The organism is Paenibacillus sp. PDC88 (genome assembly GCF_900106725.1).
Classification (GTDB): domain Bacteria; phylum Bacillota; class Bacilli; order Paenibacillales; family Paenibacillaceae; genus Paenibacillus; species Paenibacillus shunpengii.
The window spans coordinates 103,331-128,620 of sequence record NZ_FNNT01000007.1 but is presented as its reverse complement, the minus strand read 5'-3'; the positions used below and the strand labels follow the sequence as shown (position 1 = coordinate 128,620).

Annotated in this window: 16 protein-coding genes and 1 pseudogene; 3 read left to right on the top strand and 14 right to left on the bottom strand. The window is 46.0% G+C overall.

Annotation, left to right across the window (positions count from 1 at the left end; translation table 11 throughout):
* Positions 1-58 precede the first annotated feature (58 nt).
* Together BLW49_RS20315 and BLW49_RS20310 are read right to left on the bottom strand one after the other, a co-directional pair.
* Entirely contained in the window at positions 59-1,264 is a 1,206-nt protein-coding gene (locus tag BLW49_RS20315) for a HupE/UreJ family protein (RefSeq protein WP_090726549.1), read from the bottom strand.
* Between the two features lie 159 nt (positions 1,265-1,423).
* Positions 1,424-9,304: a lamin tail domain-containing protein gene (locus tag BLW49_RS20310; RefSeq protein ID WP_090726547.1), complete on the bottom strand. Its 7,881-nt coding sequence runs from the start codon at positions 9,302-9,304 to the stop codon at positions 1,424-1,426.
* Positions 9,305-9,576: 272 nt separating this feature from the next.
* On the opposite strand from BLW49_RS20310, the gene BLW49_RS20300 reads away from it, so the two are divergent.
* The 3 genes from BLW49_RS20300 (at position 9,577) to BLW49_RS20290 (ending at position 12,605) form a co-directional block, all read left to right on the top strand.
* A complete protein-coding gene (locus BLW49_RS20300; RefSeq protein WP_090726543.1) occupies positions 9,577-11,190 on the top strand; it encodes a helix-turn-helix domain-containing protein in 1,614 nt (537 codons plus the stop codon).
* Positions 11,191-11,413: 223 nt separating this feature from the next.
* Positions 11,414-11,683 (top strand): hypothetical protein, encoded by a 270-nt coding sequence (locus BLW49_RS20295; RefSeq protein ID WP_090726541.1) that lies wholly within the window; start codon positions 11,414-11,416, stop codon positions 11,681-11,683.
* Between the two features lie 172 nt (positions 11,684-11,855).
* A complete protein-coding gene (locus BLW49_RS20290; protein ID WP_177178808.1) occupies positions 11,856-12,605 on the top strand; it encodes a GNAT family N-acetyltransferase in 750 nt (249 codons plus the stop codon).
* A gap of 84 nt (positions 12,606-12,689) precedes the next feature.
* Here the strand turns inward: BLW49_RS20290 and BLW49_RS20285 are convergent, their stop codons facing one another.
* From BLW49_RS20285 to BLW49_RS20230, 12 genes and pseudogenes are all read right to left on the bottom strand, one after another.
* A complete protein-coding gene (locus tag BLW49_RS20285; RefSeq protein WP_076312409.1) occupies positions 12,690-13,271 on the bottom strand; it encodes an LOG family protein in 582 nt (193 codons plus the stop codon).
* 20 nt (positions 13,272-13,291) lie between these two features.
* The gene (locus tag BLW49_RS20280; protein ID WP_076312410.1) at positions 13,292-13,612 is read right to left on the bottom strand and encodes a MazG nucleotide pyrophosphohydrolase domain-containing protein; all 321 of its coding nucleotides are present in this window, start codon (positions 13,610-13,612) and stop codon (positions 13,292-13,294) included.
* A gap of 178 nt (positions 13,613-13,790) precedes the next feature.
* Positions 13,791-14,534, bottom strand: coding sequence for an SDR family NAD(P)-dependent oxidoreductase (locus BLW49_RS20275; protein WP_090726739.1), 744 nt, complete (start codon positions 14,532-14,534; stop codon positions 13,791-13,793).
* 153 nt (positions 14,535-14,687) lie between these two features.
* Positions 14,688-15,440 carry a superoxide dismutase family protein gene (locus BLW49_RS20270; RefSeq protein WP_090726538.1) on the bottom strand — a complete coding sequence of 251 codons (753 nt, stop codon included), beginning with the start codon at positions 15,438-15,440 and terminating at the stop codon, positions 14,688-14,690.
* A gap of 148 nt (positions 15,441-15,588) precedes the next feature.
* Positions 15,589-16,296 (bottom strand): annotated as a pseudogene (locus BLW49_RS20265) (DNA alkylation repair protein).
* 25 nt (positions 16,297-16,321) lie between these two features.
* On the bottom strand, positions 16,322-17,491 hold the full coding sequence (locus BLW49_RS20260) for a DUF4317 domain-containing protein (RefSeq protein WP_090726536.1): 1,170 nt from the start codon (positions 17,489-17,491) through the stop codon (positions 16,322-16,324).
* Between the two features lie 216 nt (positions 17,492-17,707).
* Positions 17,708-18,691, bottom strand: a complete 984-nt coding sequence (locus BLW49_RS20255; protein WP_090726534.1) for a tRNA dihydrouridine synthase — start codon at positions 18,689-18,691, stop codon at positions 17,708-17,710.
* Positions 18,692-18,977: 286 nt separating this feature from the next.
* Positions 18,978-20,138, bottom strand: a complete 1,161-nt coding sequence (locus BLW49_RS20250; RefSeq protein WP_090726532.1) for a cobalamin-independent methionine synthase II family protein — start codon at positions 20,136-20,138, stop codon at positions 18,978-18,980.
* 172 nt (positions 20,139-20,310) lie between these two features.
* Positions 20,311-21,465 carry a DUF418 domain-containing protein gene (locus tag BLW49_RS20245; RefSeq protein ID WP_090726530.1) on the bottom strand — a complete coding sequence of 385 codons (1,155 nt, stop codon included), beginning with the start codon at positions 21,463-21,465 and terminating at the stop codon, positions 20,311-20,313.
* 185 nt (positions 21,466-21,650) lie between these two features.
* Positions 21,651-22,241 (bottom strand): TetR/AcrR family transcriptional regulator, encoded by a 591-nt coding sequence (locus BLW49_RS20240; protein ID WP_076312418.1) that lies wholly within the window; start codon positions 22,239-22,241, stop codon positions 21,651-21,653.
* Positions 22,242-22,435: 194 nt separating this feature from the next.
* Complete coding sequence (locus BLW49_RS20235; RefSeq protein ID WP_090726529.1) at positions 22,436-23,005, bottom strand: SF0329 family protein; 570 nt, start codon at positions 23,003-23,005, stop codon at positions 22,436-22,438.
* 163 nt (positions 23,006-23,168) lie between these two features.
* Entirely contained in the window at positions 23,169-25,223 is a 2,055-nt protein-coding gene (locus tag BLW49_RS20230) for a sugar-binding protein (protein WP_256209858.1), read from the bottom strand.
* Positions 25,224-25,290 lie beyond the last annotated feature (67 nt).

The following is a 25,290-nucleotide window of genomic DNA, read 5'->3' as shown; positions in this document are numbered from 1 at the left end:
GGAGCGCATTATCAAATTATATCTGGATTTTTAATTTTCATCCATGGTCTTTTTCAGTTTAAATCACCCGAATCACGAACCAGAACAGGCCAAACAGCATGATCACTCCAGATATCAGGGCATTGCTGTACGTATAGACTTTCTGAAATCTTCTCAGCCACAGGAGCAGCGGAATAACCACAGCCAATACTGACAGCTGACCGATCTCCACACCGACATTAAACGAGATCAATGCAAGCACAATGGAATCCACAGGCGATTCCTGCAGCACCTGGGCAAACCCGAATCCATGGATCAGACCGAATAGCAGCGCAATAAGCCAGCGCCGATTCACTTGCTTGCGGAAGATGTTCTCTACAGCTACGTAGGCAATACTGAGGGCTATGAACGGCTCCACGAAGCTTGATGGCAGACGCACTATGTCCAATGCAGCCAGTGCAATGGTCAAGCTGTGCCCGATGGTAAAAGCCGTCAGAACCTTCACATAGTCCCATGGCCGCAGCTTAGCCAACACGAGCGCAAGGATAAACAGCAGATGGTCAATCCCAAACCAGATGTGCTGGACTCCGATCACCAAGTAGTTCCAAGCCGTGACGGCCCAGCCCGGCAGCTCAACCGTCGTGCTGCTGCTTCCTTCCGCTGTAATGTCACCGGCAGCCACTTGCTGTCCATTGGTAAATACAATATCCTTTGAGGCCTCTCCCATTCGAATTGCAGCGAAATTCTGATGATTGGCGTCCATATCAAAGAAAAAATTATAGTTAATGGAATAATCATCCGCCGCTTCTGCAAAATCATATCCGAGCACCATATGCAGATAGCCGGTGTCATTTCGTTCCACAATCCTGATATCATCTATGGTTGCAAGCTCGGCAGCCTGGCCTTCTCCTTCTACAATTAAGGATTCCTCAATCAAGGATCTGAGCTCGTCCTGTGTCCATGCGACCTCGCCCTCGGGCGGCTGATTGTCTCCCCCCAGTATGAACACCCCGCCAGATCGGACATCCATCCACTGGGCTACCTCCTGCAGATCAAGCTCTATTTCGTATATCAATCCGCTCTGCTCCACCTGGATATTGGAATATCCCAATGTATTCATGTGTGCACTTGCCGGTTGAGCAAAAATAGTTGATGTCATTACAAAGAGGATGAGGGCCGCAAGCCACTTGGTATATCCTCTCAAATCAGCGAAGGGCAAGCTTCTGCGCAAACTCGAAGCACCCGATTCATCCTCTGTCCTGCCGCATTGATCATATAATTGCATGCCATATCCTCCTGTAGCGATCTCTTGTACCTCAAATGCAATCAATATAGCATCCTATGTTTATGCGATGATGAAATCATTGTTTAACAATGTAAAATATTCATCTCTTAAAAATAGAAAGGGAGAAAGCCCTTCGTGCAGGCCTTCTCCCTAACCGTGTTATTGCATTTGCTCCAGCATCAGAGCGAGAACCTTCGCTGTCTCAGAACGCAATGCCATGCCTTTAGGATCAAAGCTGTTGTTTCCTTTACCTGCAATGAATCCCAATGCCGTTGCTTTCTTGACTGCTTCCTTGGCCCAATCGCTGATCTGATTGTCATCGGTATAGGCCGTTCCGTTTCCGGTCTCGAGCTCCTTGCCGCTCATATGCTCCAGGGCACGCACAATCATGACAACCATTTCTTCCCGGCTTATCGACTTGCCTGGTTCAAATTGGTCTGCACTTGTGCCATAAACAATGCCCGCCTCATAAGCTGCTTGTACAGCTTCTGCATACCAGCTTCCAGCCTTAACATCGCTGAAAGTATCAACGCCTGTGGATGCTGTAAGACCAAATGCTCTTGCCAGCAGCGTTACGAATTCGGCTCTTGTCGTCGATTTTGCAGCGCCAAATGTAGTGTCGTTAATGCCGTTCGCGATACCTTGGAAGCTGAGCAGTTGTACATAAGGGTGAGCCCAATGCCCCTCGGTTACGTCCGTATAGAGCTTGTTAAATTCCAGTACGACATACGTACCCGCCTCTTCTACTGATGCTGTATAGCTTCCGTCTGCATAACTTCCGCCAACCCATGTTACTGTACCGTCTGCCGCAATCTGATAAATACTGGCCAGAGCAGTATTCTTCACGTTATCGGCCGTAAGCTTAATCGTTACCGAAGCATCCAGTGGCTCCGCTGCGCCATTCACACCGCGTTTGCCAATCTCCACCTTAGCTGGATTGCCGACCACCTTAAAGCTTGCTTTTTGTTCTCTGCTGTAATCTCGGACTGCTCCGTCGACAGCTTCTTCCGAAGCTGATTCAGTAGAAACATACAGTTGTTCATTCGCACCAAGCTCAGCAGCCAATGCCGTTCGTTCTTCTGCACTCAAGGTGATCACGGCCCCGTCTGCAAGCGTAATCGTCAAGCTGCGGTTTCCAATACGGGTAAGCGCTGCTGAGGTGAAGATCAAGCCTGTCGTATCATCCTCTGCTCTCAGGCTTACACTGTCACCATCTGCTGAGATATCTTCCGGCGTAATTTCGGTCCACCCTCTGTCTGTCGATGTACCATCACCAGAGCCGTTGATATTATTACCATTACCATTACCATTGCTATTTCCGTTACCGTTACCATTTCCGTTGCCATTTCCGTTACCATTTCCGTTACCATTTCCGTTACCATTTCCGTTACCACCGGTTCCCGTGGAGAATTTCCAGATAGGCGAGAGTGTTGAGCTGCCGGATGGATCCGTTGCTTTGGCATACCAGAAATAATCCTGATTTGCGTCAAGTGAAGACCAGGTCGTGCTCGCCCTGCTTCCACTTTCGACGGCTTGCTGTGCCCCGATCTCGTTTGTACTATAGAGATTCACTCCGATATAATCCGTTGCTACCCGCTTGAGAGGATCCTGTGTCTCAAAAGGAATGTAGAAATCGTCGGAACCGTCCTCAAAATAATTCCAGTCATCGAGATAAGATGAATAGGTCTTCACATGAATTTGTTCTTCCGCTGGATCAAATTCCAGGAAGCGCATGTATCCTAAACCGCCCATCGGTCCGGATTGATAATCTGCCAGCATCTCTACGACAACGCGGCCGTCTTCCAAATGCTTGACGTTATAGCCTACGCCATGAATATGACCGCAAAGGACCATTTTTACATTCGGATTCTTCGCTACAATTTCATCCCAGATCATTTGACCTTGACCAGAGTAGGCCCCGGATGGAGAGATGTATTCATGCGTTCCGATAATAGCGTAACGATCCGGGTATTTCTTCAATACTTCATTTGCCCACTCCACTGTATCCTCCTGGATGCTCCAGCCCAGATACAAAATGATGAAATCCTGACCGTTGGCAGATACAAGATCATAGTGATCGCGGTTGTTGTTCAAATCGTCTCCGTAAGTCGGCTGATTCTCAAATCGATCACGTCCAAAATATTTCCAGTACTCCGTATAATCGGCAGCATTGAAGTTAACATCATGATTCCCTGCAACGACACCATATGGAAGACCGGCTTCTTCAATAATCTTAAAGCTCTCATCGGCTATCGCCCATTCGTCCGGTCGATACCAGTCGTCAACAATATCCCCGGTATGAATGAGATAGCGAATATCCATTTCTTCCTTCATATCAGCGATGTACTGCATCTGTGACCGGAAAATATCCGGATAGGAATCTGCATAGTACTGCGTATCTGTAGAGAAAGCAAAGGTGAATTTGCCATCCCCGTCCGGATCTTCGGAAGCGGAGGCATCTTCAGCTACAATCAAATCCTGAATAAGCACTTGAATCTTCTCGTCTCTTACCATGTCCGCAGCGTTTACGGCAGCTCTCAGTTCGAAGTCTTCGGCACCTACGCCTCTCGCTGCAGCTTCCCATTTGCCCGTGTTATAGTTCCACGTATACATGGTCACCTGACGGCCTTCAACCGAGTGCCCCTGCCACACGACTTCAACGGATTCAATTCCACTTGCATCTTCGTCCAGCTTGAATTCATAGCGCTGATAAGGGAACAGGCCGCTCGCATCTGTGACGTAATATTCCCCGTCCTGCTTCGCGACAAGTGCTTCTGCTTCCGCTGTAAATACTTCCTCACCTTCTGGATTCAGCTCAATTGGCGGCTCACGGTCAACGGCATTGGAATAGGCTTCAATATCCGACTGCTCGTTGAAATCATAACGATAGCCTTGACCAAAGGAAACATCCACTGCATCTCCATTCGGATCACTTGCAGTTACGCTGAGCACTGCATCACGGCTCACACCTGCTGCACCATCTGCTGGAGTCGGATCCCCAGGAGCGTTCGGTGCCGTTTCATCCGTAGTAAACACACCTTTACGCGTCACCGTATTTCCTGCTGCATCCGTTGCCACAACTTCGAAGATATGCTCTCCTACTGTAAGTTCTGAAGCATGGATGACAGATGGCAGCTCTATCGCTGAGCCGTCAAGAGCAGCTGTTACCGAAGCTACACCTGATACAGCATCCACGATATTCGCATTTAGCTCAAATTCACCAGTGTACAGCTTGCCGTCCTCAATAGAGAAGCTCTCAAATACAGGCGCGGTATTGTCAACAACAGCGGTTACCTCAGCTGAGTTACCCGAACCCGAAGACAATGTAAATAGATGATCTCCATCAGTTAATGCTGTTGTGTCTACCTCCGCGTAGATGCTGTGGAATACATCTGCCGGTATGTTAAATGTAATCTCGATATATTCGACATATCCGCCGCTATCACCAATCTTGTGGCGGTCAGCCGGATCAATATCGGTAAAGCTGTCTGCATTTAATGTCTTGGCACGTGCTGAGGTCCAATCGGCTGAAGTACCGTCTGGCAGCAGCAGCTCCACTCCTTCAATTCGATAGTCATCGTTGTTGTTCGAGGTACCGAACTCCAGCGGGTCATCTTTCGTTCCGGCCGTAATTTTGATCGTATTTTCTCCTGGCTGCAGAACGTGCTTCGGAATATCAACGTACTTTTGCTGATAGTAAGTACTCACTGGCAACAGCGTAACCAGCTCATCATTGATGAATAAACCATTCTGGAAGCCGCTGTTTATATCGTCAACCCGATAGGTTAGTGTTGGCGCTGTATGCATCGCCGGACTAGTGCTGAGCTCATTTCCATCGACCGAGAGGGTCAACGTATCGCCCGCAGCTTCCGTATTGCCCTGAACAACAGCTGTTCCACTTAAAAATTCGACATTTGCAAAATCAATCCACAAAGGTCCATGATTCACAAAACCGAGGCTGTAGTTGTCAGATTGGACGATATTCTGCCCATCCGTTGCTTCAAAGTAATAATCAACATGCGCTGCCCCAAGCAGAAGTGCCTTGTTCACTTCAGCGGACATGAATACATCCGAGCCTTCCGCTGTGCGCTTCATATTGACTTCAGTATAATCCGTATCCATATCCCGTTTGAAGAACAAGGATACCCGTTTTGCCATTTCATCATCTGTCACCGTTGCTTCAAATGTCTGCGAGCCAAAAAGCGTATCTTCTACTTGTTCTTCATGAATAATGACCGGCTGGTTCGTATCATCCGGCACTTCGACAAGCTGTTCAGGTACCTGTGCCTCAATAAGCTGGCCTGGTGTAGCTGTCATGCGTGCAGAACGCTTCACCATTTTGGTAGAACCGTCCTTAGGATATTCATATACGACACTCGTACCGTCATTCTCTACCTCATCGATACCGACGCTGAACCAGGCTTGTACGATCGGATTACGGGCATGGTCGACTGCATAATGCGAATCCTCGGCAAGAATGATCCGGCCTTCATTCGTATTGTTCATACCGATGGAGTAGATCGACATGACCCGATCCTCCGGCAGGTTGACGCCCCAGTGGCTGTTAAAGCTGCTCACCGGCTCGTCCTTGCTCAGATCAGACTGCACCCAGATGACTGCCGTTTCTCCAGCCGGAAGCTCCAGGTTATGCGGCAGATCCCAAGCATCAGTTCCGCCATGATAATAGCCATAAACAATCTGATAATCTTTGAGATTCACCGTTTGGGTCGAATTGTTGTACACCTCAATGTACTCATACATGTCGTTTCCCGTACTGTCCGGCACGAGCTCTGTAATAAGCAGCTCTGGAACTACAGAGGATATGGACTCGAGCACTTTGATTTCAAAGGGCTCATTCTTCACATCCTTTTTCACTGTAGTATGAACTCCGTCCGTTGCTTCGAAATAATAGTATAGTCGGCTTGCGCCTGTCAGTACTTCTTCCGGAACAACAGCTTCGTATGAATTTCCTGTTTGCTGAGTCATCGCCACAGAAGTGAAGTCTGACATTACATCTGTCTTATAATAGAGCTGCGCTTCTGATACGACGGCATTATCCGTGATCTGAGCGGAGATTGTATAGTCGTGCATCCCGATACTTCCTGCCCCGCGAGTGTGTTCAATGACTGGAGGCAGATAATCATCCGGGAGTGTAACCGTTGTTGAAGGCTTCTGTTCATCCAGTACATAGCCTGGTGTCGGCGTTACTTTAACGCCCCATTTAACCATATCCTCGCTTACATAATTCGGTAAATACGTAACAGAGGTATCCGTCAAATTATCAGGCGCTGGATTATCTGGAGTTGCATTGTCGTTATAAGCCGCGGATACAACCTTATGTCCTGATTTGGTTACAACGTTAACAATTCTTGAGGATGTATTCGCAAGGCTGCTGTCCCCTCTGAGATTAACGAGATCCGCTTCCTCAATCTGCTGATCGCCTGTCAGCTTGTAAGCAGCGTTGAATTTGTCCACCGTGCCGTTCGCATCTGTCGGCTCCATCCGCAGCACCAGTGCTCTGCCTGGCTCCATCTGAACGTTGTCAGTGAACTGCCAAGTATATTGGGTAACACCGCTTAGATCTGTGTAATCAATGTAGTAATCCTGCAGAGAAATGACCTGATCACTGTTATTGTACAGTTCAATATATTCCCATGCAGGGACATCGGCACCGTTAATATTCGGTCCGTTGAACACCATTTCCGTAATCAGTAAATATGGAGGCTCTCCATCAAGCTCGACCTGAAGCTCATAGATTTCGTCTGCCACAGACGGACTCCGTGAAGTACCATATTCATTCTGAATCGTGAAATAATATTGAATTTGCTGTGTGCTTGCCATCGCCTTAGCCGGAATAACACCTGCTACGGAATAATTCCCTTCGGCGCCCTCTGTAATGGTCATCTCCACACTGCTGTACAAGGTCTCGTAGTCGGCCTTGTAATACAGCTTGGCAGCAATCACAGCCGTATCACTTGTCACCTCAGCTTCAATGGATACGTCCTGAGGATTCGTGGTCGTCACCGATGGCTCGTAGCTGATTTGAGGCAGCTGTTCAGGGTCCTCTACCTGTGGTAGAGGAACTTGTCCTTCCCGAATACTTCCCGGTGTAGGGATCTGCTTGGTTACCAGCTTGTCCATCAGAGCACCGCTCGCCGGATATTTATAGACGACGCTGGTCTTGTCTCCGCTATCCGTCACATCCTTCGGTCCAATGACAATATCGTTATATCTTGCAGATGATACAACCTGGTTATCACTGCTCTTTTTGATGGAAGCAGTATAAGTTCCTGTATTAACTAGGTTGCCTGAGGGTTGATTCATGATCAGAATTTGATCCTGGGTAAGGGATACTCCATATTCGCTGTTGACGAGCGCAAGGCTGCTGTCTTTTCTGAGCAGAACAACTGTTTCCCATGGCTGCAGCTCCTGATCGCCCAACGTCCAGTTATATGCGGTTGTACCATTGTAGTTCTCGTAAGATACGTAATAATCTGATAAATTAATCGTCTCGGAGCTGTTATTGTAAACTTCAATATATTCCGAGTATTCATCATTCGGAGCGTTAAACACAATCTCAGTGATCAGCAGCTCCGGAATTTCTCGGTCAACAGTAAGTCCATATATCTCTGTGCGGCTCAGCCCTTCTTCATTCCGGGCCGTTATGTAATAATCGATGCTGCCTGAATAGCCAATAGAGATAAGTCCAATCGTTCCTGAGAGGCTGTAATTCCCTGCTTCACCTGTTTCTACAGACATTTCAACAGCTGTATAAGTTGTCGCTGAGCTGTCTTTGAAATACAGCGTAGCCGATTCCAGAGGGGATGGGCTGTGTACGGAAGAGGTGACCACAACATCCTGCAGAGGCACCGTGCCGGCAGATTGATGGCTGATCACCGGAAGCAGAGACGGATTCTCAGCTGATGGATCCGGCACTTGACCATCCAGCAGTGTTCCTGGGGTAGGGATGCCGAAGCTAAACCATTTTTCCATCATGGCGCTGTTCGTGTTAAATTTATAAACCACGCTCGTTTTATCCTGATCGTCACCGTTCTCCGAGCTGTTCACTGCTGCATCGTTGTAACGAACCGATGATAAGGTCTCGTTATCTGCAACCGTCTTAATAGATGCGGTGTACGTACCTGTGTTCACCAGGTTGCCGCTAGGCTGGGTCATGACTGCAATCTGATGCTCGGCCAGTGAAACACCGTAATCACTGTTCACTTGGGATAGACTGCTGTTCTTGCCAAGCAAGACTACTGTCTCCCAGGCTCCTACTTCCTGGTCTGGAAGCGTCCAATCCCGAACTGTGCTTCCATCATGATTCTCGTAATGCACATAATAGTCGGATAAATTAATGCGCTGTGGACTGTTATTGTAAACTTCAATATATTCGGATACCTCTCCAGAGCCCGGAGCATTAAATACAATCTCCGTAATCAGAAGACTCGGCGTCTCTTCTGCAGGTGGCTGCTCAATCAAAAGATCATATACCGCCCCGTCTTCAGCTGGACTCCGAGTTGTTCCGTTCTCGCTTGTTACCTCAAAGTAATAATTCACCATTTCGGCATCGTGCATGACGGACTCGGGAATCATTCCGGATAATTCTGTGGATCCCTGAGCGGGATCGCCGATGTTCATGGGCGCAGCTTCGAATGTTTCATCATTGCTATCCTTATAGTATAGTGTCCCTGTAGTAATCGCAGTTTCACTATATACAGACAATGTAACCGACATGTCCATAGGTACTGTTGACTCCGCTTGCTGCTCATAAATAACCACCGGTGCTGCACCAGGAGCTTCAGTTGGAGCTTCAACTGGAGTCTCAGCAGGTGCTTCGGCAGGAGTCTCGGTAGGTGCTTCAGCTGGAGCATCAGCAGGGGTCTCGGCTGGTGCTTCGGCAGGAGTCTCAGCAAGGACTTCAGCATATGCTGACTGTACGCCAAGCCATGGGACCACTCCTCCAGCCGTGCCTGTCACAACCAATACGGCTGTCATACATACGGCTGTCCATCGCTTCATTTGGTTCAAACTAAACATTCCCTCATCTTCATCTCCTCATAATTGTATAATGATGAACCTTTTAAAGGGTATCCGAAGAGGAAGGAGTACGACAATAAACATTTGATTGGAACCTATGCATTTTTTTAGCTGTTTACCGCGAAAAAGCATGAAAAGAAAAAAATGCACAAATTCTGAAATATCGACAATAAACTTCTTAACATTCCCATTACATTTCATACACATATATGAAACAATTCTCTATTAGTATTTTGTAAGATACAGCTTGTTTTCGGGGGAGGTTCTTTGAGATGAGAATTAGGTGGGACGGCAAGTCCATAATGACCATGGCGACGATATTTGCACTTATTGCTATCCTGCACCTGTTAACCACCTCCCTGCTGAATAGAGCAACGACTAATGAATCGATCAAAGAACACTTATTTCAGCTGGAGCATACCGCCGAACGGATAAGTGCCTCGCTATCTTCATCGACACATATAGACCCTTCTCATCAACTTACAGAAGCAGCCCGTCATGGATTTCTTCCTGATCACCTGATCGTGCTCGCTGCAGATGGAAAGGAACTGTACCGTTCAGACAATGCAGCACTCTCCCTGACTATCCCTACATTCCAGCCTGGCCAAAATATAGCCCAAATGAATAACCAATACTATTTTTATACGGACACAATAAATGGATTGAAATGGATAAGTACCGTTGATAATAAGGGAATACAAGGTTTATCCCTCTTTTTCAATGTGATCTTAGCCATTTTGTACTTTTTACTCGCTGTATGCATCTCAGGGCTGTTCCTGTTCTATACTCAAATTCGTAATCCGATCAAAGCGATCGGACAAGCAGTAGCTATTCATATGCCAATGAACAGGGATTCCCGGCTTCAACTCCATTCTGCTGCACTTGAAGTGACCCGCCTGCTAGAAGAACGCGACCATTATATGAAATGGAAAGCCAAGATCATGCCTTCCATCATCACCTTAGATCATATCAATGAGATCAAGCAGCTAAATCCTGATTTGGAAAGAGCCGGAGTTCATCCCTCTACCAGCAGCACTATTATGGTTGTGTATAACGTCCTCACGGATATAGAAGCAGAACCAAATGACAGAGACCGAATATGTAATGCTTCATACAGCGATACCGTACACCATTTGATCCTTACGATGCGCCAATTCGCCGAAGCATGCGGTCCTTCTACCCATACGTTTCAGATCGAACCGATGCACATTATCTCGATATTCTATAACATAGATCGGGATGTCCTCATTGCCAATCTAGAAAAACAAATTCCTGCATGGGAGCAAGAGCTGCGTCATGACGGGAAACTGCAAATCGGTGTCAGTGAGCTGTATCCTGAACCGTTCCAGCTCAGCGAGATCTACGAGCAGACCCTGCACCGGATTGAGCAGGCCTCCAGATCTCCGTTGGTTCGGTTGATTCAGTTGATCACCGAAACGGTCGAAGGCCCGTCAACCGATCCAATTCTGTCAGAGCAGCATTCAACGGTTCCTGTTCAAGCCTCAGATAAGGTAGACGAAATGGGCGAACCAACGGTTGAAATTAAAGACACGCTTGCCGTATATGTGCTTGATATTATTCAGCAGAAGTATCACCAGGACCTGTCACTTAACTATCTGTCTGATCTGCTCAATATGTCCGGTACTTACTTATCAACCTATATCAAAGAAAAAACCGGCAGTACCTTCAGCGAGCATCTGCATCGTGTCCGAGTGGAAAAAGCACAGGAGCTGTTAATAACGACCGACATGACGATCAACCGGATTGCCGCTCAGGTGGGATATGTCAATTTCTCTTCCTTCAATCGAATGTTCAAGAAAGAAACCGGCATGACACCTGGCCAATACCGCAAACAAGAGATTATATATATTCATAAAAGCATTTGAAGCAAATTCATAACTTAATAAAGGCAAGATAAGGTATTCTGAAGTGGGATCGTTTATGAAAATATTACCTAAGCCTAATTCGACATAAGGCGACAAAATTCTCGACTCTGAGAAGGTATGATGTATACGAGAATGTTAATTTTTGATTTATATGAAAAACCGATGAAGAACCCCTAAGCAATAACGAACTTAGAATAATGGACATCAACTGGAGGGCTTAGCGATGGTAGAACAAATGATGAAGGATGCTTTTGAAAAAAGATCACAGGATATGGTAGAGATCTGCGAGAAGGAACACAATAACCTTTATATGCTCTTCCGCGAGAATTTGGAAGCGATTAAAAATCAAACCCCCGATCAATTAGACAACAGCATCGGATTACTAGAGGATCTCTTCTTGCAGAGCAACACCCGTGTAATGAAGACCGCATATAAAATCGGATTCAAAGATGCTCAAGCGATAAATAAAGAGTTCATTAACTTTCAAGGATAATCCTATCCCCTAAGTGAAGAACGGACTTCACTACGGCCCATATTCCTGCATTGGAGTTTGGGCTGTTTTGTTATGTCATGCTTGATTCTATATTTCATTTCTTTATACCTCATTGTATATTTATACAATATTAATTATAATAATTCATTATACATATGAAAGGATTAAGGATATGAATAATAAATATATTGAAGAGCTCTCTCTGAATCATTGGCCGTCCTTATCCACCCTTCTCTACGACGGCTGGCTGCTGCGCTTTGCGAACGGCTTCACGAAGCGGGCAAACTCCATTCATCCCCTATATCATTCAACGGGTGAAACACTCCACAAAATCACAGAATGCGAGAAGATATATTCAGCTAATGGTCTCCCTGCTGTTTTTAAAATCACACCCTTTATTCATCCTGAAGATCTGGATTCCGCATTAGATCAAGCCGGTTATTCCGTGGTTGATGCAACAAGTGTTCAAACCGTAGATCTGGCGCATATCCGTAAGCCTCGGCTAACTTCAGTCCAAATCTATGAACGTCCCCACGATGAATGGTTAAACAATTACTATAAGCTGAATCAGGTAAAGGCAGCAGATCGGATCACCATGGAACGCATGTTATCCAACATTAAAATTCGAACAGGATTCATATCCTTATATGACGATGAACAAGTGGTTGCCTGCGGACTTGGCGTGGTGGAGAGAGAATATATCGGGCTGTATGATATTGTGACGGATGCCAGATATCGCAATCGCGGCTTCGGTGAACAGATGATATTAAATCTTCTGAGTTGGGGTAAGGAGCATGGAGCCCGGTTCAGCTATTTGGCAGTTGTTGCGAACAATGCACCTGCACTGAGACTTTATTCTAAGATCGGTTATACGGAGAATTATAAGTATTGGTACCGGGTAAAAGCTTTGATCCCATCCTGACTGAAGACTAAAAGGCATGAACCGAAAAGGAGCATCGATCCATGCCTTACATATTTCATATTCGTAGTGGTCTGACTATAAAGACTAAGTCCGTTCTTCCGTAAGGTAAGTCTTAACTGACGGAGCCCTGTAGGCTGCGAACTGCTGGAGAATACCTTCCGGGGTATGGTCAGTAAGAACCATCGAGCGATATTTCGGCTGCATGAATTGCTCACGCTCCATCACATCAAACATAGATACCAGCGAATTGAAATATCCATTGATATTCAGCAACCCGCATGGCTTTTGGTGTAAACCAAGCTGTCCCCAAGTAAATATTTCAAAATATTCCTCCATCGTTCCGGGTCCACCCGGAAGAGCAATAAATCCGTCCGCCAATTCAGCCATCTTGGCTTTACGCTCATGCATGGAATCTACCATAATGAGCTCGGTTAATCCCTTATGTGCAATTTCACGAGCTTGCAGAAAATGAGGCAGTACACCAATTACCCGTCCGCCATGTTCCAAGACCGCATCAGCAACGGCTCCCATCAGACCTACATTAGAACCGCCGTAAATCAGAGTGATCTGTTGCTCGGCCAACACCTTACCCAGCTGTGCAGCACTTTCTTTGTATATCGAAGAGCTTCCTTCACTGGAGCCGCAGAATACAGCGATTGATTTCATTATCCCACTCTCCATTCCTATTATTTAGATGCGTAACGGGCTTGAAGCTTCTCTTTATGCGCTTCTAGTATATCTTCGAGAGATATATCGTATTTGTTGGCGATCACAATTAGATTCCCCAGCACATCGCCCAGCTCTTCTGTCAGTTCCTTTTTATTCTGCTCATATGAGCCTTCCATCTCATCGGGACGATCTCGTCCGATCTCTAGTGCACGAATGGCGCGAGCTACTTCTCCCGTCTCCTCAGCAAGAAACCCGATTCGAACAAAAATATTTAGATCTGACCACTGCCGCTGTTGATAATAATCCTTCACCCAATGCTGAAATTCAGTAATATTCATGTTGTTCCCCCATATGCTATCGAAGATGTGAGCAGACATTTCTTTTAAAATTTTATCATACCCGCGATCCCCAATCCATGCACGATCACCATTTAAGTGCTGAAAAACCATACCAAAAACCTAGAGCTCTCTCTTAGGAGGTGTACTCTAGGTTTTTTATTATTCCGCCTTACCAAATTTAATGCGCTGTATATCCTCCGTCCACAAGAAGGGTCGTACCGTTAACGAAGCTGGCGTCGTCACTAGCCAGGAACAATACAGCCTTGGCAACCTCTTCCGGTCTTCCAAGTCTGCCCTGCGGATGAAGTGAAGCCAAATATTCTTTCGTCTTCGCATCCACTTCTTTTAGCAGAGGAGTTTCAATGTATCCGGGACATACAGCATTAATGCGAATGCCCTCCTTGGCATAGGCGGTACATAAATTTTGAGTTAACAGCTTAACTCCGCCTTTGGCAGAAGAATAGGCTGTTGGATTAGGTAGAGACACAAAGCTGTGAATAGATCCTGCGTTCACGATCGCTCCACCCCCGCCTTGTTTAATAAACTGCTCAATTGCATATTTATCGGATAAGAAGACGCCTGATAAGTTAATATCAATGGTGCGCTTCCATTTCTCGTAAGACAGCTCGTGAGCAGGGGCATCGTCCGCCACACCGGCGTTGGCATACATAATATCCAGCTTGCCATATTTCTCCACCGTTTGATTGATCATGTTCTTGATCTCTTCTTCCTTCGTTACATCGGTCTTCACGAACAACGTTTCATGCCCGCTCGCATTCAACTCAGCAGACAACTCCCCGCCTCGCTCCGAGAAGTCTGCAATGACCACTTTCGCTCCTTCCTCTACAAAAAGACGCACGGTCGCTTCACCAATACCGCTCGCACCACCCGTGATAATCGCTACTTTATCCTTCAGCTTCATCATTGTCTCTCCATTCCATACTAGAATATGATGCAATTGCCGATCCATACAACAAAGCGCCTGCTTCCATTAGGAGAACGAGGCGCGAAATCTTCATGGCTCATCTTTATTATTGTTGCCTTAACTCTTGGAAAATTAACATCCCAGGAGATATTATTCCGGAATGTTTCCGCCAAGTACACGCCCGCCGGAATCCCCTGACGGATCAGTCATGTGATCATCTTCTCCTGCATGAATAATGAGGGAGCGTCCGAGTACAGAATGGGCATCCTCTTTTTCAAGCGTAGCCTCCGGCAGCAGCATCTCTGCTTCTACCATACCATCCTGTCCTACTTCAAGATTGTGCATATCTCCAACATGACTTCCTTCTGGATGCTCCAGGCCATGATGCTTGTCTGTTGGGTTAAAATGTCCGCCTGCCGTCTCAAAATCTGTTCCCTGTACGGGATTCTCATGTACATGGAATCCATGCTTTCCTGGCGTAAGCCCTGTTGCGGTCACATTTACGATGACTCCCTCATCCGTCTGCTCTAATGTGGCAAAGCCTGCTTCTTCTCCCTCCGCATTAAATAACGGAACCGCTGGCACGCCTAATGATATCGAATGAGACTCCTCGTCCCAATATACTGGCTGATTGACAAGCTCAGATACCATCCGAACGGGTACATAGGTTGTGTCGTTATGAAGGATGTACTCCGGTGCGGCTGTTCCTGCATTATCGTACTCTCCATTTGCAGAGGATTTGTCCTCTCCATTAACGTATACACTTAGCTTCGCTGCCGACTGCTTCAGGCTGTCCAAGGTAAGATCTGGACTTGCTGCGGCCAGAGAAAATCCCGAAAACAATACAGCTCCGGCTAGAAATGCCCCTGCCATATGCTTGGTTTCGTACTTTCTTTTTTTCATTTCAGCGCCTCCTGTCCCTGTAGTCTCACCACCCCTTACCCTTATTTTCCAGTCATCAAACTGTTCATCTATGAGCTGACTTTACTTATCCGCACGAAAAAAAAGACACCCGAGGGATACCCTCGAATGTCTTATGGGAATGGGATGTCTAACATCTCACATATTTGCGTTTGAAGCCAAGCTGATTCTTGTCCACCGCTTTTTGAATATTATCGGCTGCGAGCAAGATCGCCGGCTTCTTATTGTCCCGTTTCATTTCAACAGGGCCTATGGCCTGTGCAGTGAGGACCGCCTTATCGTGAAACGCGACGTAGGACACAGCCGTTGTGTAGACAAAATTGTTCATCGAGGACTTGGTCCGCTCAGGAGATTCGTGAATCGTCTCTTTCACCATGTCCAGCATACGGGCAATCTTGCTCTCCTCAAACTGAACGTCTGGGCGACTGCCGAGCAGCCAGCAATAGCAGCTCCATCCTGCTGATATTCTCAGCTCTTCTCCACTTGCAATCCACTTATCAGCCACTTCTTGTGCAATATCGGTCTCAGCGAGGGTGACTGCAACGACGTAATCAGACAGCATGTAAAAATAAGCTCCATCGATCCAGCGCTCAAAGTCCGCTTCTGTCATGCATTTTGCATCTGCAATGATTCCCGCAAAGTACATCGCGTCATAGTTTCCTGTCGCATACAGCTGCTCAGCCAAGGGCTAATCGATCTTGATCTTCTTCGCCATGGGCTTCATCGCGCCTGTCGCCACACCAAACAATGGTTCATGGGCGCCATTAGACATGTACATCTTCTTGAGTCGTTCCTTGCCGAGAGCTTCAAGCTCCTGCATGACAGATTCAAAATTCATCGTTTACACTGCCTTCCTGTTCATCTTACTCTATCAAATTCTCCGTAGCCAGAGTAAATCCTTCGATGACGGCATCTTCGTCAACTTCAATGAGGATGCATCTTTTTCCGCGATAACTTACCTGTTTCAAATACTTTAGATCCTGCGGGCTCACTGAAATGGTAGCTACCTTCGTATCAATCTTAATCGATTTGGAGGTGAATTTCGGCATAACGCTGCTCGCTTTAAGCTCATAATTTTTATCGTCAACGACCGTTTCGAACGCAAGCTCTACCTTTTCTGCTGTCACATTCTCCACACCGCTCGAAGTCAGCATCCGTTCCACATCTTTATAATCCAGCCTTGGCGGCTCTTCCTGATCGCTTGTCTCAATGACCTGATGAATCTCCTCATAGACATGAGCAATCGTGGCGGCATCGAGCTGTTCTCCGGCGACTTCCTTCACGATATCCTCAAAGATCGCACGTTCCTCTTGTGCCGTCACCGTTCTCTCGGCCTTCAAGACTTCCTCGATGAATTGGTAGTTTGGTTCGTTTGCTCTCCCTGAGGAATAGAGGACACGGTTCACGTCTGAATAATTATCGGTCACGCTTGGATAGAAAAAGCCTTGCTCCGGCGTGTTCAATTTGATGATGGGATCAACGAAGACATTATACTTATATTCCCGCTCGACATAATCAAACATGAGTGTTTTCTTTTGCTGCTCTGTGGAGTTCACACTGCATAAAATAAATGAATTCGCAAAGACCTCATTCTTCTCGCTCTCTTCGACCTCTTCATTTCTTTCCTTCGTCGGCCGGTAGTACTGCCCCCGAACAAAAGTAATCACTGTATCTTGCTTATAATGGGTATCGGCCATCATTCTCTCCACGAGCAGGATCATCAGATCCGTCCATTCATCCGGATCCCCGGTCACCAGCGCTTGATGAAGGAGATCACGTGTCGGTTCCTCCGCTTCCTCCTGGAACTTTAACTCGAACAGCTTCTGATCCAGTTCACCGGTCAGCAGCTTCTTGAAGTTAGCCATGTGCAGCTCCTGCTTCTCCCGATCCAGCATCTCAAACGGCTGACGCTCGTAATGGTAGATTTCATTGCTTTCCTTCATAATATACACATTAAGAATTTCGTATAGCTTCAGCATTTCGTGGTCCATTTTAAACTGCTTACGTATGTGTGCGAGTTCTTTTTTTATCATAATTGATCAGACATCTCCTATAATAGATTACCCCTGCCAAAATAAACGTTACAGAAGCCCTTCATCCAGAAGGGCTCCTCACTTGATATATCTAAATACGTTTGTTGTTCAACTAACTTATCATACCATAATACCTTGTATAGGGGGCCCGTAATCATCGTATCGTTCTAGTCACCAACAGCCACTGATTACGGCAAAATATTCATCAGGGAAGTCCTACTCTTGCTCGGCCTCATCATGCTGCTTGCTTGCAAATTCATCAAGCAATGCTCGCGCTTCATTCGTTGACTTCGTGTTCATGAGGTTGTTTCTTAATTCACTTGCTCCTCGAAATCCACGAACGTAAATCTTAAAGAAACGAGGAAGGGGCTTGAAAGAACGGGATTCCATAGCAGAATACTGATCATGGAGATCCAGATGAAGCCGCAACAGGTTAAGCAGCTCCTCACTGCTATGCTCTCTTGCTTCCTTCTCAAAGGCAAATGGATTGTGGAAAATACCACGTCCAATCATAATACCATCCACCCCGTATTGCTCAGCAAGCTGTAAGCCGACTTGACGGTTCAGGATATCGCCGTTAATTGTCAGAAGCGTATCCGGTGCCACTTCATCACGAAGCTTCTTAATCTCTGGAATGAGCTCCCAGTGGGCGTCTACTTTGCTCATTTCCTCTCTCGTCCGCAGATGAATGGATAGATTAACAATGTCTTGCTTCAGGATGTGAGTCAGCCAATCACGCCATTCGTCAACCTTACTGAAACCGAGCCTTGTTTTTACAGATACGGGCAGTCCCCCGGCTTTGGCCGCCTGAATGATGTCAGCTGCAATATCGGGACGGCAGATCAGTCCGCTTCCCTTCCCATTCTCCGCTACATTCGCTACAGGACAACCCATATTAATATCGATCCCCTTAAAGCCTTCTTTCGCCATACCGATACTCATTTGACGAAAATATTCCGGTTTATCTCCCCAGATATGGGCTACAATCGGCTGTTCATCCTCCGTAAAAGTAAGCCGCCCACGCACACTGTGGTTCCCCTCCGGGTGACAATAGCTCTCGGTGTTCGCAAACTCAGTAAAAAATACATCCGGTCTTGCCGCTTCACTCACGACATGGCGGAAAACGACATCCGTCACATCCTCCATCGGTGCCAGAATAAAAAAAGGACGTGGCAAATCACGCCAAAAATTCGTTGTCATATCTAAAACCTCTCTATAGTAACAGGACAAATCTTTATCCCTATATTAAAAAGCAAGCTGTTCGTGCTTCTTCTACACTTATAGCATGTTTGAGCACTTTTTATCAAACGATCGCATCCATTGATTTTACAGTAAATGTTTAACAAATCAAATGATCAGGTCCTGGAAGTTCCACAGCAGAATAATCGCAGACCTCTGATCACAAGAAAAAGACTGCCTGCAATTACCTCGCCGACAGTCTGAATGGGATCTTCGCTTCCCTCTTTGCTTTATATTATTTCAAATATTAATTTGCCCAATATTGCTCTGCAATACGCTGACCTTGCTTAATCTTCGCCCATTGCTCATCTTCAGTCAGTTCATTTCCGCCATCGCAGGACGCAAACCCACACTGATGAGACAAGAGCAGTCTGTCCTTATCAATAATTTTGGAGGCTTCATCCAGCATTCTCAAGACACGCTCTTCATCATCCAGTGTATTCGTCTTGGAAGACAGCAGGCCAAGTACAATCTCCGTATTCGGCTTATCTTGGAATACCGCAAGCGCCTCAAGGGAGCCGGCACGCTCATCATCCCACTCGAGGAAGAAACGGTCGTATTTGAGCTGCTTCAAGAACAGATTCGCAATCTTCGCATAGGAGCCGCCGCCCATATTACGGGAGTCATAGTTACCACGGCAGTTATGCGTCCACATTTTGAGGCCCAGGCTATGACCGAAGTCAATGACCGTGTTGTTGATATCAATAAATTCGGAAGCGAGAGCCTGCACTTCCTCTTGATTGATGTTCTCGCCCGTGTATGGGGAGTTCGGGTTATCATCAGCGAAGAGCTCCCACAAGCAATCGTCGAATTGCAGAATTTTACCGCCCGCCGCAGCAAACTCCTCAACAAATTCCTTATAAGCCTTAACCAATCCTTTCTTAAGCTCCTGTCTGTCTTTATACACGGATTCAGTACCGCCAATGTTATCCGACCAGGACAGCTCACCAAAGATATGAGATGGAGAGGGTACGCACAGCTTCGTTTCTCGATCGCCAGCCTGCGCTTGAAGCTTCTTATAAATATCAATAAAATGATGGTTCTTAGCGCTCAGTTCACCCGTAATGCGGAGTCCAATATCTCTGCGTGTCTCATATTTCGAAGATCCATCGGTATCTCTGAAGAAATACCCGTGATCTGCGATGTAACGTTTGATGCCTTGGAAGCCCCAGACGAAATCCAGATGCCACATCGATTTGGAGTATTCTCCATCCGTAATAACAGATATATTGTTAGCAATCTCCTTATCGACTACAGCTTGAATCGCTGCGGACTCTGACTGCTCATATCCCTCAAAGTCTTGGTAAAAGGGATACGTTATATCATCACGATGCTCGATTTGATGCTTATATTCTAATAAGTCCTTCGGACGAAGCAAACTGCCTACGATTTGAAATCTATTGCACATGATAAAAGTCCCCCTCTAGATCGCCTATGTCGTTTTTGATTGCTTTGATTCTAGCATGGAGGTTTATATCCTGTATAAGACTTAAAAGCAATATCTAGTTATAGCTAAAAGCTATAGCGAACCCGGAAATTTATCTTTTGGTTATTATGGAGGGAAGAGCTGCTCCGATTCGTCAGCTTCTGTCTAATCCTTTTCGTTCTCGATAGATGAGTCTTCTCATTAAAGCATCGATAGGGCCGTTCCACCCCCTTTTTTCCAGCCAGACTGCGAGACAGACACCCGAGAACCAGATCAAGACTGCAATAACAAACACCCCCGCACTATCCAGCACACCTCCTAGTCCCAGAGCGACTGGGGATAGCAAGAGGACAAGCATCGCTTCCTGGTAGATGTAAAATGTAAGCGATCGTCGGCCTACGGATGCAAGTGCCTGCGTTATCCTAGGAGCAGTGCCGCGGGCTGATATGCTGAACAGCGCAATAAGAGCGGTATATCCTAACCCGCCTGCAACACCCGTCATGATGTGGACGATTACAAACCAGCTGATTAGTCCAGATTCCGGATGCCACATGTTCGCACCAGTCAGAGCGTAAGGAAGTGCCCCGATCAGCGATATACTGATTCCTCCGATGGTGATTCGTTTCAACTGGGTACGGAAGCGCTCAGGATGATCCAGCCACCGTTTGCGGGCAGACCAAACTCCTATGGTGATGATGAACAGCATCGGATAGAGCAGCAGATTGATCCATATCATCACGGGAAAAGCAATGAAGTGCTCCGAGACGAGAAGCAGATAAGTGTGGGAAGGCGTGTATCCCATGCCCAGCTCTTCCCCCGTCAATATCGGATATACCGTTACCCAGGCAATCGGAATGATAACCATGTACACTAGACCGATCACGATTATAGCCCTTCGTTGTATCCGCTCCGGCTTAAACAGCAGCCATCCTAGAATAAGACCAGAAATGCCATACACGGCAAGGATATCCGCTCCTCCAATAAAGACAAGATGTATAAATCCAAAAACAATGAGCAGCCACGAACGACGTCGTAACAAGCGCTTCACTTCTGTTACAGGTACACCCTTATCCTGTTGGCGTGCTGCCATAGCAGCCAATCCGTAACCGAACAATGCGGCAAACATCGGATATGCACGGTTATCCACGAACAGCAATCCAACCAAATTAACGATGTCATCCAGCCAATGCTCTCCGAGTGGACGAGTCAGCGTAAATGGCTTCGCCATAAATAAAAATACGGGGGCATGAGCAATCACGATCAGCAGCAGCATAAATCCTCGGCCTAAATCCGGAGCAAGCGATCTCAATCCGTCAAACACCTCACTTTTGGAGTGTAATAATTATTGATTGACTTGATCAGTCAATAATTATACTAAGATGTATTCCAATAATTGTCAATCAAATTTTCTGAAGGAACAAAAAGACCCTTCCGCTTTCCTCTCGGATCGCAGAAGGGCTTCGTTCGTTTATAATCAGGTATGTAGCGGATTTGTTATTTTTGAATCACTCTGAGCAGCATACGTATATTCCAGTCCAAATTTTGATGAAGCCAATTCACATCGTCAGCAATCAGTCCAGACAATATGGTCAAATAAAGATTAGCCAGCATCTCAGGGTCTTCTTTAATCATCTCTTCGCGATTCTGTCCTTCAATAACGATAGGTACTAATAACGATACATATTTCTCACTCGTCTGGCTGATCAGATTCTTTGTCTCTTCATCAAGATCAGGATGCTTCATACAGCTTTGGATCATACGAAATACATCATGACTTCCTGCGGAGATGGCTGAACGGGTAAAGTGCGCTATTTTGTCCAGCGGATTCGCTGACGAAGCCCGGACCTCCTCGATCAATTGATCAGCACCTTCCATTGCCCAGAGGAGGCTATGTGTAAGCAGTTCTTCTTTAGACTCGAAATAATGATACATCAGACCGTGACTTAGATCAGCAGCCTTAGCGATCATGCTCATCTTCGTGCCCTCTACCCCGTACTCCGCAAAAACCCTCAGCGCGGCATTCAGGATTTGAATCCTGCGCGCTTCCCGAATATGCTTGGATTGCTCTTCCTTGTAACGTGCCATGATTGGGGACCTCTTTTTTTGAATTATGATCCAGTATAGCATATATTACAGGCAGGTTAATCTGGCAGTGATAAAAAAACAGCCAAGTGTTATTGAACTGCACCCCATTTGTTAGACACGACTTACAATGGAAGTCCAGTCCATATCATTGGCTGCTCTTCGTGTTACGAAGCTGACTTACTATCTTTCTTTTCTTATAACGTACTACGCCGCAGCTCATAAAAATACTGAACTATAGGATGCTTTATCTTGATCTTCTCGGCCATGTTTAAGATTCGTTTCTTGCCAAGACGCCGATCCACTAAGGCTAGTACATTCAATAAGATATCATTACTCTCCAGGCTGTCTTCTATAGAAGTAGATAAGAACTTATTCGCTGTAACGACAAAATTGGATTTACTTAATGAGGTCTGTGCTGACAATAGCTCTTTCGCAAGCACCGTGATTTTTCTGCTTCGTGCAATGACGACGAGACGATCCTCCGGGACGGTTCCTTGGGTATTTGTTCTTACCCCTTCAATTTCTTCATTGCTGATGGGAATTTGCACTTCTGGGTCACTCTTTATTTCCTGCTCTGTTTGATACCATCGGATGGAGCTGGTTGTATCACTCATATTGAAGACATTCTTTTTATCTACAGCGATATAGCAATCTCCAGATTTATTAGATGAATAACGGTAGCTGGTCGCACGGTACTCCACTCTTCCAACTAACGCAGGTGAGAGGAAACTTTCCAGCTGCTGCTTCAATTTACTCCAGGACATGTCCATGTTCCTCCTATATTCTCTTAACAAACGCATCCCATCAATAGGCGGCCTTGATTCTGCTCTTAGGCTTCAATCATACCGTAATGTGATGAAGTCTTCAAAGCATCAAATAACCCGTACATGAACTACTCCTGGAGGGTTCTTTTTTCAATGAATCTATTTATTCAAACAAATCCGGTAAGATGTTATAAATATACTGGTTCACCCAATACCAAGCATGCGTGCCGCCGTCAGCTGCGATAAAGTAGAAATTCCCTTTTTCCTTATCCGAGGAATAGATGAAGGCATCGGTTAACTGCTTCATGGCATCGATCTGAGGCTTCAAGTTTGGATAAGCCGTATCTGCACTGCCTGTAGCACTGAATACGTAGAAATCCTTCGGTCCATATCCGGCATCTGTCGCAGCCTTCGCCAAATATTCTGCCGTTTCCATGGGTTTAATGCCCCCGCCTCTCTGTTCCACGACCCAGCTGTCACCACTTAAAGGCATGAAATATTTGAAATAATCAAGCGCATGCACAAAAGTATTCCAGGTCGTCACAGAACCCATGGAGAATCCACCGAATGCCCGGTGCGCTCTGGAAGCCTTTAAATCATCCAAACTGGCTGATTCCGAATAGGTATTATACTCAGTCTCCACCAAAGGAAGCACAATGTTAATCAATTCCTCGTGGAATGTAGCCGTGTCATTGGTCCCGCCATAGAAGGAAGGTGTCACTACAATAAGAGGCTCAATATCTCCTTTGGCAATCATGTTATCGATAATAATCTTCAGCTCTTTCGTCTGGCCAGGTCCTCCAAAGATCGTATCTACATTCTCCCCGCCGCCGTGCATTAAATATAGGACGTTATATTTCTTCGTTGTATTCGCAGGATCGTATCCATGAGGAAGGTATACATTCACTCGCTTGTCGTCTGTGCCGTTCTCTACATTAGGTGCTTTGTACGTTAAACTTTGAATCGTTCCCGGTTCTTCACTCTGCATCCGATATTCATCTGGAACTCTTTCGAAATATTTCTCGTTTGCCGCTTCTTCTGTCATTTCCAATTTACTGATTGCATGCTTGAGAGCAGCATACTGATCATCGATTTGATCTTGATTTAGCTTACTGTTGTCTAGAACATTTTCTGAAACGACCTTCATTATGGCATCTTGTACGACACTAGCATTTCTATATCGTTTAAAATCCATCTCTATCGTGCTCTTCACCAAATTCAGGAGGTCATACGGATTCACACCGCTGATATCCTCCTTGGTCTTGCCAGTAAGCAAAACTTCTCCAAACCTTCCTGTATCATTCCATGCGTTGCCTGATGAATCAAAGACATTGATGCTGCCGATTCGTTCGGATCCTTTAGCATCATTCACTTGCAGTTCAATGCCCATCACGGTTCCATTTTCCGGTTTCGATCGGAGTGCAATTCTTGTTTCGACTATATATCCGCCTTCCACCTTTTTCGCACAAGAATAAATCTGCTCGCGATTGCCATTATCAATAGACTGAAAATTTTCATAATTCACCCGATAGTGCAAATCGTCCATACCATACTCTTGTGTCTTATTGTTGTACTCATCAAGGAATACCTCTACGGAATCCTGCATATAAGGTGTTTCCGATTGTACCGATAAATCTTTGTCCTTCACTTCAGCAAGAATATACAGCGCATGATCATCCCATAACGCCTTAAACTCGGCAGAAGTGTCGAGATTGTCTGATACATGTTTTGGCGTAATCACTTGCGCTCTGCTCCATACCTTATCCATATTGCCGTCAATAACAGGCGATCCGAAATAAGCTACCATTCTTCCGTTAGAATCGAATCCATTCTCGTCAACAGTGACCTTTCCCGGTTCTGGAGATGGTTTCTTGGATGCGTTATTCACCACAATCTTGGTTTGTTGAACCGTCGTTTTCCCATTATTAGTAATTAAGCAAGTAATCGTTGCCGAACCAGGTGAGAGTGCTGTAACAACTCCGTTTTGATCCACGGATGCCACAGCACTACGGTCACTGCTCCATTGATAACTTGCACCTGATTGTTTGTCCCCCATCTTCACAGTATAGGTTTCTCCAACATACATCACTTTATGGCCCTCCTTTTGAGTTAGAGCTGCAGAAACATCCGACCACGAACCGAAACCACTTGTAAATACGAAAGGCAGAGCAGCCATTGTCACCAAAACAGGCTTTAATAACATTCTTGCTCTTGTCATCTGATATCCCCTCCTCAGTACCTATAGCAAGGCGAATTTAGGTATAGCCTGGCAGCGGTTCACCTGA

Excerpts from the sequence above, each read along its gene's own strand:
- BLW49_RS20315 (WP_090726549.1), bottom strand. The coding sequence starts at position 1,264 with ATGCAATTATATGATCAATGCGGCAGGACAGAGGATGAATCGGGTGCT.
- BLW49_RS20310 (WP_090726547.1), bottom strand. The coding sequence starts at position 9,304 with ATGTTTAGTTTGAACCAAATGAAGCGATGGACAGCCGTATGTATGACA.
- BLW49_RS20300 (WP_090726543.1), top strand. The coding sequence starts at position 9,577 with ATGAGAATTAGGTGGGACGGCAAGTCCATAATGACCATGGCGACGATA.
- BLW49_RS20295 (WP_090726541.1), top strand. The coding sequence starts at position 11,414 with ATGGTAGAACAAATGATGAAGGATGCTTTTGAAAAAAGATCACAGGAT.
- BLW49_RS20290 (WP_177178808.1), top strand. The coding sequence starts at position 11,856 with ATGAATAATAAATATATTGAAGAGCTCTCTCTGAATCATTGGCCGTCC.
- BLW49_RS20285 (WP_076312409.1), bottom strand. The coding sequence starts at position 13,271 with ATGAAATCAATCGCTGTATTCTGCGGCTCCAGTGAAGGAAGCTCTTCG.
- BLW49_RS20280 (WP_076312410.1), bottom strand. The coding sequence starts at position 13,612 with ATGAATATTACTGAATTTCAGCATTGGGTGAAGGATTATTATCAACAG.
- BLW49_RS20275 (WP_090726739.1), bottom strand. The coding sequence starts at position 14,534 with ATGAAGCTGAAGGATAAAGTAGCGATTATCACGGGTGGTGCGAGCGGT.
- BLW49_RS20270 (WP_090726538.1), bottom strand. The coding sequence starts at position 15,440 with ATGAAAAAAAGAAAGTACGAAACCAAGCATATGGCAGGGGCATTTCTA.
- BLW49_RS20260 (WP_090726536.1), bottom strand. The coding sequence starts at position 17,491 with ATGATAAAAAAAGAACTCGCACACATACGTAAGCAGTTTAAAATGGAC.
- BLW49_RS20255 (WP_090726534.1), bottom strand. The coding sequence starts at position 18,691 with ATGACAACGAATTTTTGGCGTGATTTGCCACGTCCTTTTTTTATTCTG.
- BLW49_RS20250 (WP_090726532.1), bottom strand. The coding sequence starts at position 20,138 with ATGTGCAATAGATTTCAAATCGTAGGCAGTTTGCTTCGTCCGAAGGAC.
- BLW49_RS20240 (WP_076312418.1), bottom strand. The coding sequence starts at position 22,241 with ATGGCACGTTACAAGGAAGAGCAATCCAAGCATATTCGGGAAGCGCGC.
- BLW49_RS20235 (WP_090726529.1), bottom strand. The coding sequence starts at position 23,005 with ATGTCCTGGAGTAAATTGAAGCAGCAGCTGGAAAGTTTCCTCTCACCT.
- BLW49_RS20230 (WP_256209858.1), bottom strand. The coding sequence starts at position 25,223 with ATGACAAGAGCAAGAATGTTATTAAAGCCTGTTTTGGTGACAATGGCT.